We start from the raw sequence: 11,590 nt of genomic DNA on the forward strand, positions 1-11,590 counted from the left end.
TACACGCCAATTTCAGAGCAGTCGGGCTGCCGGCGGAAAAAGAATATGCAGTGCGTAATAGCTGCGGCCATAGGCACAAGCACTCGCAGGCGTGCGTCAAATCGACAACGTGCACACTTGCGCAGCCGGCGGTATTCGGCGGGGGAAAACGTCAGCCCGGCCGGCCCGTACTCGGGTCGATTCGATAGACCCGGGCCTGACGGCGTGTTCCCGGCTCGATCACCGCGACCGGGGCGACGCAGCTCGTGGTTGCCATGTGTGGTGCGCGCGGGGAGCTCAGCCCCGGGTCAGGTTCCATGAACTCTGCGCAGCCGTCTTTGCCGGTGCCGGCCGGGGCGGTGGCGATGTAGTAGTCGACGTGATAGTCGCGGAACACCTGACTCAGTGGCTGTCGATGCCGGATGCGGTCGACGAACGCGTGCGACATCATCAGGCCCTCCAGTTGCACGATGGGCCGTTTGACCATCCATCCGGGCGTGCCAGCTGCATCGCCCATGGCGTAGACGCCTGGATGATCGACCGAAAACGCCTGCAGCCGTCGGGCCACCGCGGCTATGTCGACTTGGTAGCTGTCCGGCTTGAGGGCGTATCCGATGCCCAGCACCACGATGACGGGCATTGCGACACCGAGTGGAATGCAGACGACGAGCCGCAGCGTGTGCCGGGTCCGCAGCCGCACCACCAACAGGGCCGCCGCCAGGCCCAAGCCCATGAAGACGAAGTACTCATACCAGGCAAACACCATCCAGCCGCTGCCCAGCGCCTGCGCGGCGAACTGCAGCAGCGGCGCGGCGGCCAGCGCCAGCGCGATCCTGCGGACATCGCCGCCCGGCACCCGGGACAGCATGAGGAAAAGAATCACCGGCATCGCCAGCATGCTGATGCCCGCGGCCGCCGACGGCTGCTGCAGGAAGTACCAGTTGGGCGGCAAGAAAAAGTCGAGCGTCTTGGCCGTCATCGAGGACGTGGCGAGATGGCCGAATGCGCACAGGTTGACACCCAGATACAGATACAGGGGAAGCGCGCCAATCGCCATGGCCGCCAACCGCTTTCGGTCCCAGCACGGCACCACGACCACCGCTAGGCCGAACAGCAGCGCCGGGGCGTCCAGCCGCGACATGACCAGCAGCGCCGCCAGCGCGCCCAGCACCGCCGCGTCACGCACGCCCTGTTCGGCCAGTGGCTTGGCGCTCAACCGGACCAACACCAGCGCCGCGACGAACACCGTCAGCGCCGTCTCGACGCCCGCGCGGGCGGTCACCGCAAGCGGCACCGCGGCAACACAGGCACCCAGTGCGGCGGCCAGGCGATCATTGGTGACCCGGACCAGGAACCGCTCGAACAGCAGGTAAAACCCGACCATCAGCGCCATCAGGCTCAGATCCACCAAAGCGAAGAAAATCCCGCCGTCGCCGCCGCACGCCAGATAAAGCAGCGCGACCCACAGGAACCACAGCGGGTGGTAGCCGTTGGTGGACTCGCCGGGGAAGAACGTCGAGCCGGCGCCGTCGACCCAGTGTTCGGCCGGTACCAGGTAGTAGAAGAAGTCGTCGAAGAAGCGCAGCGCGGGATCGCGGATGGCAAAGATCCGCCAGAGGTACAGGCCAATGATCATCGCCGGCGCGGCTACCCGCAGCCCCAGCACAACCCGGCGCTCCACGGCGCCCGCGGCGGTCGTCGGCTCCAACGTGTCTCCTGTATCGGGAGGCTTGGACGAGCGAAGACCCATATGGAGCGCGCGCTCCAGAGCCTCCGGCCGGTAATCGTGGAGCACCCGCTCCGCACTTGTCAAATCGCGGTAGCGCGGTGGTTCGCCGCAGAAACCGGGCTAGCCTCAGCCGCCCAGCAACGATGGCCAGCTGAAGCTCAGCGCGCCCTGGCTCAGCCGGGTGATCAGATCTTCGAGATGCCGCAGCGGCAAATCCATTCGCCATTCCGGCAGCAGCGCCGACAAGCGCAGCGCATCGGAACCGAGGGTGACACCGGTGATCAGCAGCCCCTGCGGCAGGTCCGGCAACGGCACCTGATAGGCCGGGGTCCGCACCGGCAGGCGCCACCTGCGTTGCCCGGTGATGACCGCGCGCGGCCGCAGCCATAACGTCGTCCCGACGACATCGGCGTCCACGTCAAGGCCGGCCCAGTCCGGCCGGCGCACCCAGCGCAGCCGGGCCGTGCCGTCGGCACGCAGTTCGCTGCACAGCTGCGGCGCCGCCTGCCGCAGCACACCGTCGAAGACGTCCGCCGGCAGCGCCGACGTCAGCTCGGTCGGAGCGGCCACCACCACCGGCGGGACACCGGGACGGATGTGTACGTTGCGCAGCACGGCGACGGCGCTCTGCAGGCGATGTTCGTCCCATCGGATGTCGCGAGCGGCCACCCGGACCTCGCCCAGTTGGCCCACCGGCAATCCTTGCGGGTCCAGCGTCGAGTCCAGCTCGGTGACGGTCAGCACCACATCGTGCTCGCCGATGCGTACCGTGACTTCCTTGCCGACCAGCAGTTGCTGCAGGGTGGTGAACAACGTCCGGTAAGGCACCGAAACCGCTTGGGCCGCACTGGCACTCACCGACGGCAATCCGGTCGAGGACCACAGCGACCCGAGTATGTCGAGCGCGCGGAACGCGTCATCCCATCGCAACCGGGGAACTTTGGGAAACATCGCCACGCGCCTCCTCAGTGCTGCGAGGTTAGTGCGAGGTTAGTGCGAGGTTAGCCGCATCGTCACCCCGGCAGTACCGGCGCCGCCCCACCGATCATCAGTCCGGCCACCTCCGACCAGCCCTGCTGGTTTTCGGCGGCCGACGCAGAGTACATCAGCACCCCTTGCGGGGCCGAGACGTACACCGTCGACGGGTTGGCAGCGATTGCGAACAGTGGAATCTGCAGACCACGCGACGGTGCATCGGAGTTCACGCCGTCGAGGTTCACATACGACACGGGATGCGTGGCATCGTTGCGGGTCACCACGATGTCGTCGCCGGTTCGCCAGTACAGCGACACCACCGAGGTGCCCAGCCCGAACCCCAGCCGCCGCGGGTAGGTCAGGGCGAACTGGCCGGCCTGGGTCTGCTCGACGCCGGCCAGGATCACCTGTCCCGCGATCACCATGGCCGCGCGTGTCCCGTCGCGGGACAGCTGCAGATCGGTGATCGGCCCCGGGAAGCGACTGGACACCGCGGTGGAATCCACCGGTATCCGCGCCGGCTGGCCGGACGCGGTCTCCTGGATCGCGCGCAGCACGTTGTTGGTGTCGACCACCACCCAGACCGCGTCGTCCAGCGACCAGCTGGGCCGCGACAGATTGTGGCCGTCGGCGGACTGGACCGCCTCACCGCCGAGATCACCGATCCACAAGGACGCGGCCATATCCGGTGCACCGCGCCGCAGCGTCACCACCGACGCCACCTGACGCCCGCTGCGCGACAGCGCGGCGCCGGTCTGGTCGCCCATCCGGCCGAAGGCGCCGGGGACCGTGGAGATCCGCTGCCCGTCCAGCGCCACCAGTGACCCGCCCACCAACGCGTGCAGCCCGGCGCCGGCACCGTCGGCGACGCCGGGGTCGGTTGCCGCGACATCGGAGGTGGTCCATCCTTCCGCGAAGCGGTCCTCCAGTGGGGCGCCGTCGGCGTTGATCACGTAAGGCCCTCTGATATCGGCGCGGGCCAGCGTCCAAATGATCTGTGCGGCAAGCAATTGCCGGCTGTGCGGATCGGTGGTGGCGAGCTTTTCCAGATCGATGCGCGCGCCGCCGTAGCCCTTGCCGATTCCGCTCTTGCTGCCGTCGGCCCGGGTCACCGGACCGCGCAACCGCAGCGGCGGGGCCAGCAGATTGCGCACCGTGTGCGCCATCTCCGGCCGCGGACCGGCCAGCAGTTTGGAGACCAGCTCGGTGGCCAGCTGATCGTGGTCGGACACCGCGACGTAGCGCGGATCGGGGACGACGGTCTTGCCGGTCGGGTCGGCGAAGTACAGCGTGTTGCGTTTGTAGGTCGCCTGAAACTGCTGCCAGTCCAAGAAGACTCCGTTGGGCAGCCGGTCGATGCGCCACCCGCCGGATGTCTTGACCAGCTCGATCGGGCCCGGGTCCGGCAGTTGTCCCTCGGCGGTCTCGAAGACCCCTATGTCGGACAGCGAGCCCAGGATGTCTGCCCGCATGGTCGCCGAAACCCGGTCGGCGCCACGGGTTTCCACGAACACCACGTGGTCGATCAGCAGCGCGCTACCGGCGTCGTCCCACGCGTTGGACGCCGACTGGGTGAGGAATTGGCGCGCGGCCAGGTGCCGGTTGGCCGGATCGGCGGTGGCCTTGAGGAATTCGCGCAACAGCACATCGGGGTCCATGCCCGGGGTGGGCTTGGGCAGATTCGACGGCGCCGGACGGTCCACGGTGCCGATGGCTTGCGGCGCCGACGAGCTGGGCACGCTGGCGCAGCCCCCGAGTACCAGCGCCACGAACAACAGGGCAAGCAAGCGCCTCATCCGCCGCTCCACTCGGCGTGCTCACGCGGGCGCGGACGCTGCTCGGATACGTTGGGCTGCTGCGGGATCGGTTTCATGGGCAGTGGGCTGGTGGTGACCTTGTGGCCGCGCACCAACGGCAGCGTGAGCCGGAAGCAGGCACCTTCACCGGGCTCGCCCCACGCTTCCAGCCGGCCCTGGTGCAGCCGGGCATCCTCGATGCTGATCGCCAGACCCAGCCCGGTGCCGCCGGAGCGGCGCACCCGGGACGGATCCGAGCGCCAGAACCGGCTGAATACCAACTTCTCCTCGCCGGGCCGCAGCCCGACGCCGTAATCGCGGACGGTGACGGCGACGGTGTCTTCGTCTGCGCCCATCCGGATCCGCACCGGTTTGTGCTCGGCGTGGTCGATGGCGTTGGCGATCAGGTTGCGCAGGATCCGTTCCACCCGGCGCGCGTCGACCTCGGCGATCACCTCTTCGGACGGCATGTCGACCAGCAACTCGATGCCCGTCTCCTCGGCCAGGTGGCCGACATTGCCCAGCGCGTTGTTGACGGTGGTGCGCAGGTCGACCGCCTCGACCGACAACTCGGCCACGCCGGCGTCGTGCCGGGAGATCTCCAGCAGGTCGTTGAGCAGCGTCTCGAACCGGTCCAGCTCGCTGACCATCAACTCGGTGGAACGCCGCAGCGTCGGGTCGAGGTCGTCGCTGTGGTCGTAGATCAGGTCGGCGGCCATCCTGACGGTGGTCAGCGGGGTGCGCAGTTCGTGGCTGACGTCGGAGGTGAACCGGCGCTGCAGGTTGCCGAACTCTTCGAGCTGGGTGATCTGTCGCGACAGGCTTTCGGCCATGTCGTTGAACGACACCGCGAGTCTGGCCATGTCGTCTTCACCACGCACCGGCATGCGTTCGGACAGGTGCCCCTCGGCGAACCGTTCGGCGATGCGCGACGCCGACCGTACCGGCACCACCACCTGCCGCGATACCAGCAATGCGATGCCGGCGAGCAGGACCAGCAGCACCAAGCCGCCGGTGGCCATGGTGCCGCGCACCAGCGTGATCGTGGCCTGCTCGTTGACCAGCGGAAATATCAGGTACAGCTCCAGGTTGGCCACCCGCGACGACGTCGGCGTGCCGACGATGAGGGCCGGCCCGGAGAAGCCGTCGGTGTGCACGGTCGCGTATTGGTAAGCCGCCTGCCCGGCCTTGACGAAGCCGCGCAATGCGTTGGGCACCTGATCGACTGGTCCCGCGCTGGAGGCGGCGCGCGGCCCGTCGCCCGGGACCATCAGCACGGCATCGAACGCACCGGCCAGGCCAGCGCCGGAGGCGGGGTCGGTTTTGGAGGTCAGTGTGTTGCGTGCCAGCTGCAGGCTGCTGTCCAGCGAGCGAGTCTCTTCGCCGTTGACGATTCCGCTAACGGTGTTACGCGCCCGCTCGATCTGATCGGTCGCGGCCTTGACCTTGACGTCGAGCACGCGGTTGGTGACCTGGCTGGTAAGCACGAAGCCGAGCGCCAAGATTACGGCCAACGACATGCCCAGGGTCAATGCCACCACGCGCAGCTGCAGCGAGCGACGCCAAGCGACACTGACGACTCTGGTCAACGCACCCATGCCCCGCGTCATGGGGCCAGAGCGCCCCCAACGACTCCTAGTCCGTCGTCGCGAACCCCAAATCAATGACGCTCCACGTCAAAACCGCGGATCACGGAGGTCCGGCCTTGTATCCCACTCCTCGAACGGTCAACACCACGGTCGGGTTCTCCGGGTCTTTCTCGACCTTGGCCCGCAGACGCTGGACGTGCACGTTCACCAGGCGGGTGTCCGCCGGGTGCCGGTATCCCCACACCTGTTCGAGCAGCACATCACGAGTAAACACCTGGCGCGGTTTGCGCGCCAACGCGACCAGCAGGTCGAACTCCAGCGGTGTCAACGAGATCTGCTCGCCGTTGCGGGTGACCTTGTGCGCGGGCACGTCGATGTCCACATCGGCGATGGACAGCATCTCGGCCGGCTCGTCGTCGTTGCGCCGCAGCCGTGCCCGTACCCGCGCGACCAGCTCCTTGGGCTTGAACGGCTTCATGATGTAGTCGTCGGCGCCGGACTCCAGGCCCAGCACCACGTCCACGGTGTCGGTTTTGGCCGTCAGCATCACGATCGGAACGCCGGAATCGGCGCGCAGCACCCGACACACGTCGATGCCGTTCATGCCGGGCAGCATCAAGTCCAACAGCACCAAATCGGGGCGCAACTCGCGCACCGCGGTCAGGGCTTGAGTACCGTCGCCGATGACCGCGGTGTCGAAGCCCTCCCCACGCAACACGATGGTGAGCATCTCAGCCAGCGAAGCGTCGTCGTCGACGACCAAAATCCTTTGCCTCATGCTGTCCATGGTGTCACCAGTTCGGGACAAAACTGGGGTACCACACGGGCGTTTCTTACTTGATTAGGACAAATAGGCCCGAAAATGTGCTATCCGGCCGCAAAAGTGGCCGTCAAACGGGCCGGATCGACCTCCGCGCCCACCACCAGCCACCGTCCGCCCCACTGCGCGGCGGCCAATCCGGCATACACCGCACCCGTGCGCTGCTGCAGTCCGTCGTCGCGTTCGTAGCTGTCGCGGGCCCGGCCGGGGTCGCTTTCGGCGCGGCTGCGGGCGCGCTGCCCGGCGAGTTCGGCGGACACGTTCAACAAGACCTGCCAGTCCGGGGCAGGCAGGCCCAGCCGCTGATATTCGAGCTGTTGCACCCACGCAACCGCTTCGCCGCCGGCGTCTTGGTGCAGACGCGCCGCGCTGTATGCCGCGTTGGAGGCGACGTAGCGATCCAGGATCACCACGTCGTAGTCCCGGCACAGCTGCGCGATCTGATCTATCGCGCCGGCACGGTCGAGCGCGAACAGCATCGCCATCGCATACACCGAAGAGGCGAGGTCGCCATGCTCACCGTGCAGGGCTTCGGCGGCGACGTCGGCGGTTACCGATTGCCCGTAGCGCGGGAACGCCAGCGTGGCCACCGACTTGCCGGCCAACTCGAAGGCGCGGCGCAGACCGTCGGTCAGCGTCCGCTTACCCGAGCCGTCGACGCCTTCGATTGCGATCAGCACCGCGCGAGCCTACCGACGCCCCCGCGCGAGCGTGCACAGTTGTACGCGCTTTACGGCGTGCCGCCGTACAAACATGCACCCTCGCCGGTTGTTGGCTAGTAGCGGTAGTGGTCCGGCTTGTAGGGGCCTTCGACGTCGACGCCCAGGTACTCGGCCTGGTCCTTGGTCAGCTTGGTCAGCTTCCCGCCGAGCGCCTCGACGTGAATGCGGGCCACCTTCTCGTCGAGGTGCTTGGGCAGCCGGTACACCTCGTTGTCGTACTCGTCGTTCTTGGTCCACAGCTCGATCTGGGCGATCGTCTGGTTCGCGAAGCTGTTGCTCATCACGAACGACGGGTGGCCGGTGGCGTTGCCCAGGTTGAGCAGCCGGCCCTCGGAGAGCACGATGACCGAACGGCCGGTCTCGCCGAAGGTCCACAGGTCGACCTGCGGCTTGATGTTGGTCTTCGTCGCACCGGAGCGCTCCAGACCGGCCATGTCGATCTCGTTGTCGAAGTGGCCGATGTTGCCCAGGATCGAGTGGTCCTTCATCGCCTTGATGTGCTCGAGCATGATGATGTCTTTGTTGCCCGTCGAGGTCACGACGATGTCCGCGTCACCGATGGCGTCCTCGACGGTAACGACGTCGAAACCCTCCATCATCGCCTGCAGCGCGTTGATCGGGTCGATCTCGGTGACCTGGACGCGGGCGCCCTGGCCCTTCATCGCCTCCGCACAGCCCTTGCCGACGTCGCCGTAGCCACAGATCAGCACCTTCTTGCCGCCGATCAGCGCGTCGGTGCCGCGGTTGATGCCGTCGATGAGCGAGTGCCGGGTGCCGTACTTGTTGTCGAACTTGGACTTGGTCACCGAGTCGTTGACGTTGATCGCCGGGAAGGCCAGGTCGCCCGCGGCGGCGAACTGGTAGAGCCGCAGCACGCCGGTGGTGGTCTCTTCGGTGACGCCCTTGACCGACTCGGCGATCTTGGTCCACTTGCCCTTGTCGGTCTCGAAGCGGTTGCGCAGCAGGTTGAGGAAGACCTTCCACTCCGCGGAGTCGTCTTCCTCGGCGGGCGGCACCACGCCGGCCTTCTCGTACTGCATGCCGCGCAGCACCAGCATGGTGGCGTCACCGCCGTCGTCGAGGATCATGTTCGCCGGCTTGTCTTCGTCCGGCCAGGTGAGCATCTGCTCGGCGGCCCACCAGTACTCCTCGAGCGTCTCGCCCTTCCACGCGAAGACCGGAACGCCCTTGGGCTCCTCAGGGGTGCCGTGCGGACCGACGACGACGGCCGCCGCGGCGTGGTCCTGGGTGGAGAAGATGTTGCAGGATGCCCAGCGCACCTCGGCGCCCAGCGCGGTGAGGGTTTCGATCAGCACCGCGGTCTGCACGGTCATGTGCAGCGAACCCGAGATCCGGGCCCCCTTGAGGGGCTGCACTTCGGCGTATTCACGCCGTAGCGACATCAGGCCGGGCATTTCGTGCTCGGCGATCCGGAGTTCTTTGCGGCCGAAATCCGCTAGTGACAGGTCGGCGATCTTGAAGTCGATGCCGTTAACAACGTCTGGGGTTAGCGAGATTTCGGTTGTCGTCATTGCGTGTTTCATCCTTACTACCCTGACTAAAAGGGGCTCACTGGGGCTCAAAAGGTCCGAGCGGGCTACTTCGCCTCGATACGCTCGAGCGCCACTTTAGTCGCCTTCCGATAAGCCCCGCAGGTCAGGCCATCTTCAAAGCACCACTAAGGGACGATATTCACGCCGTGGCGTTCAGCGAACGGCGTCATCAACCGGGCCAGGTCTGCCGCCACGTCATGGTCGGCTTCCGGTGGCATCGAGACGTAACTCAGGCACAGCCGAACGATCGCCCGCGACAACACGTTGGCGTCGTCGTCGCTGGTAGCAACCCACGTTTGAGTGAACGCGGTCGCCAACCGGGCCGAGGCGCGGGTAATGATGGGTGCACTGTCGGTGGTGATCAGTTGCAGCAGATCGGGCTTGGCGACGCCGCTCAGCAGCGAGATCACCAGCGGGTCGGCGGCTGTTTCTGTGAAGAACGTCCGAAATCCCTGAAGGAACGACTCGTAGATGTTGCCGACGTTGGCGTCCAGCGCGGCATGCACGGCGTCGACCAGGCGGTCGGCCAGGCGCAAGGCGTAGCCCTGAGCGAGCCCCTGCCGGGAACCGAACTCGTTGTAGATGGTCTGGCGGCTGATACCCGCGGCGCGAGCGACGTCGGACAGCGTGATCGCCGACCAGTCGCGGGTCAGCAGCAGATCCCGCATCGCGTCCAGTACCGAATCACGCAGCAGGGCCCGGGATGCCTCGGCGTAAGGAATCCGCTTCACAGGCGCGAGGATAACGCTTTGAGGGCTCATGAGCGGGCCACCTCCACCATCACGAAGTCCGACTTCGCCGCGCCGCAGTCCGGGCAGCTCCAGTCCTCGGGGATGTCCTCCCAGCGGGTGCCGGGCGCGATGCCGTCTTCCGGCCAGCCCAGCGCCTCGTCGTACTCCCAACCGCATTGGACGCACTGGTACAGCTTGTAGTCGTTCATTTCACAGCTCCTTTCAATTCGTCCAGCTCCTCCGCTGCCGCTTGCGCGGCAGCATCGTCGCCAGACGGCATCTCTTCGAAATCGACTTTCTCGCGGACAGCGCAGTCCGGACAGGTCCAGTCATCGGGAATCTGATCCCAGCCCGTTCCGGCTGGAAAACCTTCCCTGGCATCACCTTTGGTCTCGTCGTAGACGTAGTCGCACACGGGGCACTTGTACCGGTTCAAAGCACTCATGCGGCTTCGCTTTCGGGGGCGCCGTACTTGGCGAGCAGCTTCTCCCGCAGCCGCGGCTGGATGTTGACCTTGGTGATGTCGCCGTCGTAGTGCGCGAGCACCCGGTGGTCCATCACCTTGCGCCACAGCGGCGGGAAGTAGGTCAGCGAGATCATCGACGCGTAGCCACTGGGCAGGTTGGGCGAACCTTCCATGCTGCGCAGCGTCTGGTAGCGACGGGTGGGATTGGCGTGGTGATCGCTGTGCCGCTGCAGGTGGTACAGGAACAGGTTGGTGACGATGTGGTCGGAGTTCCAGCTGTGTACCGGCGCGCAGCGCTCATAGCGGCCGTTAGCGTTCTTCTGCCGCAGTAGGCCGTAGTGCTCGAGGTAGTTGACGGCTTCCAGCAGGCAGAAGCCGAAGACGGCCTGGACGATCACGAACGGGATCAGGCTCGGGCCGAAGACCGCGATCAGCACGCCCCACAGCACCACCGACATCGCCCATGCGTTGACCACGTCGTTGGACGGCCAGGTCGTGGGGTTCCACGGACTCTTGCCCAGGCGACGGATCCGCTGCGCCTCCAGGTGGATCGACGAGCGTGCGCTGCCGATGACGCTGCGGGGCAGGAACTCCCAGAAGGTCTCGCCGAAGCGGGCCGAGGCCGGGTCTTCGGGCGTGGAGACGCGCACGTGGTGGCCGCGGTTGTGCTCGATGTAGAAGTGGCCGTAGCAGGTCTGCGCCAGGGTGATCTTGGACAGCCAGCGCTCCAGCGAATCCTTCTTGTGGCCCATCTCGTGGGCGGTGTTGATCCCGACGCCGCCGAGCACACCGACCGAGAGCGCCACGCCGATCTTGCCCAGCCAGCCCAGTCCGCCCTCATAACCAAGCCAACCGAGGTTCGACGCGGTGAACAGGTAGGCGCCCAGGATGACGCTGGCGTACTGGAACGGGATGTAGATGTAGGTGCAGTAGCGGTAGTACTTGTCGTTTTCCAGCCGCTCCATCACCTCATCGGGCGGGTTCTGGCCGTCCGGCCCGAAACGCAGGTCCAGCACCGGCAACAGGATGTACACCAGGAAGGGCCCGATCCACAGTGGCAGCTGCGCTGCGGTGTGCCAGCCGAGCTGGTTGAGACCCCAGATGATCGGCAGCATCACGAACAGGGCCGTCGGGGCGATCAGCCCCATCAGCCACAGGTAGCGCTTCTTGTCCCGCCATTCGAGGGCGGAGAGTTCAGGTACTTCGGACCCGATCTGTGTGGTCATATGC

Annotated in this window: 10 protein-coding genes and 1 pseudogene; all 11 read right to left on the reverse strand. The window is 66.4% G+C overall.

Annotation, left to right across the window (positions count from 1 at the left end; all coding sequences use genetic code 11):
• Positions 1-151 precede the first annotated feature (151 nt).
• A complete protein-coding gene (locus tag BST12_RS01030) occupies positions 152-1,687 on the reverse strand; it encodes a hypothetical protein (RefSeq protein ID WP_083111121.1) in 1,536 nt (511 codons plus the stop codon).
• A 147-nt stretch (positions 1,688-1,834) separates the two neighbouring features.
• Positions 1,835-2,659: a hypothetical protein gene (locus BST12_RS01035; protein ID WP_083111122.1), complete on the reverse strand. Its 825-nt coding sequence runs from the start codon at positions 2,657-2,659 to the stop codon at positions 1,835-1,837.
• Between the two features lie 62 nt (positions 2,660-2,721).
• Entirely contained in the window at positions 2,722-4,479 is a 1,758-nt protein-coding gene (lpqB, locus tag BST12_RS01040; RefSeq protein ID WP_083111229.1) for an MtrAB system accessory lipoprotein LpqB, read from the reverse strand.
• On the reverse strand, positions 4,476-6,143 hold the full coding sequence (mtrB, locus tag BST12_RS01045; protein ID WP_083111123.1) for an MtrAB system histidine kinase MtrB: 1,668 nt from the start codon (positions 6,141-6,143) through the stop codon (positions 4,476-4,478). The genes lpqB and mtrB overlap by 4 nt, the downstream gene beginning before the upstream one ends.
• Before the next feature lie 25 nt (positions 6,144-6,168).
• Positions 6,169-6,855 carry a two-component system response regulator MtrA gene (mtrA, locus tag BST12_RS01050; RefSeq protein ID WP_055576516.1) on the reverse strand — a complete coding sequence of 229 codons (687 nt, stop codon included), beginning with the start codon at positions 6,853-6,855 and terminating at the stop codon, positions 6,169-6,171.
• A gap of 80 nt (positions 6,856-6,935) precedes the next feature.
• Positions 6,936-7,568 carry a dTMP kinase gene (locus BST12_RS01055; RefSeq protein ID WP_083111124.1) on the reverse strand — a complete coding sequence of 211 codons (633 nt, stop codon included), beginning with the start codon at positions 7,566-7,568 and terminating at the stop codon, positions 6,936-6,938.
• Positions 7,569-7,663: 95 nt separating this feature from the next.
• Positions 7,664-9,142, reverse strand: a complete 1,479-nt coding sequence (gene ahcY / locus BST12_RS01060) for an adenosylhomocysteinase (RefSeq protein WP_083111230.1) — start codon at positions 9,140-9,142, stop codon at positions 7,664-7,666.
• A gap of 146 nt (positions 9,143-9,288) precedes the next feature.
• Positions 9,289-9,924 carry a TetR family transcriptional regulator AlkX gene (gene alkX / locus BST12_RS01065; RefSeq protein ID WP_083111125.1) on the reverse strand — a complete coding sequence of 212 codons (636 nt, stop codon included), beginning with the start codon at positions 9,922-9,924 and terminating at the stop codon, positions 9,289-9,291.
• Positions 9,921-10,103, reverse strand: coding sequence for a rubredoxin (locus BST12_RS01070; protein ID WP_083111126.1), 183 nt, complete (start codon positions 10,101-10,103; stop codon positions 9,921-9,923). The genes alkX and BST12_RS01070 overlap by 4 nt, the downstream gene beginning before the upstream one ends.
• Positions 10,104-10,171: 68 nt before the next feature.
• Positions 10,172-10,339, reverse strand: a pseudogene (locus BST12_RS01075) (rubredoxin); the annotation flags it as partial.
• Positions 10,336-11,586: an alkane 1-monooxygenase gene (locus tag BST12_RS01080; RefSeq protein WP_083111128.1), complete on the reverse strand. Its 1,251-nt coding sequence runs from the start codon at positions 11,584-11,586 to the stop codon at positions 10,336-10,338. The gene BST12_RS01080 and the pseudogene BST12_RS01075, both read right to left, overlap by 4 nt.
• Positions 11,587-11,590: the final 4 nt, after the last annotated feature.

This window comes from Mycobacterium angelicum, from assembly GCF_002086155.1.
Lineage (GTDB): Bacteria > Actinomycetota > Actinomycetes > Mycobacteriales > Mycobacteriaceae > Mycobacterium > Mycobacterium angelicum.

What these genes read in the sequence shown, in the direction of transcription:
- BST12_RS01035 (WP_083111122.1), bottom strand. Translation starts at nt 2,659, where the DNA reads ATGTTTCCCAAAGTTCCCCGGTTGCGATGGGATGACGCGTTCCGCGCG.
- lpqB (WP_083111229.1), bottom strand. Translation starts at nt 4,479, where the DNA reads ATGAGGCGCTTGCTTGCCCTGTTGTTCGTGGCGCTGGTACTCGGGGGC.
- BST12_RS01080 (WP_083111128.1), bottom strand. Translation starts at nt 11,586, where the DNA reads ATGACCACACAGATCGGGTCCGAAGTACCTGAACTCTCCGCCCTCGAA.
- alkX (WP_083111125.1), bottom strand. Translation starts at nt 9,924, where the DNA reads ATGAGCCCTCAAAGCGTTATCCTCGCGCCTGTGAAGCGGATTCCTTAC.
- ahcY (WP_083111230.1), bottom strand. Translation starts at nt 9,142, where the DNA reads ATGACGACAACCGAAATCTCGCTAACCCCAGACGTTGTTAACGGCATC.
- mtrA (WP_055576516.1), bottom strand. Translation starts at nt 6,855, where the DNA reads ATGGACAGCATGAGGCAAAGGATTTTGGTCGTCGACGACGACGCTTCG.
- BST12_RS01070 (WP_083111126.1), bottom strand. Translation starts at nt 10,103, where the DNA reads ATGAACGACTACAAGCTGTACCAGTGCGTCCAATGCGGTTGGGAGTAC.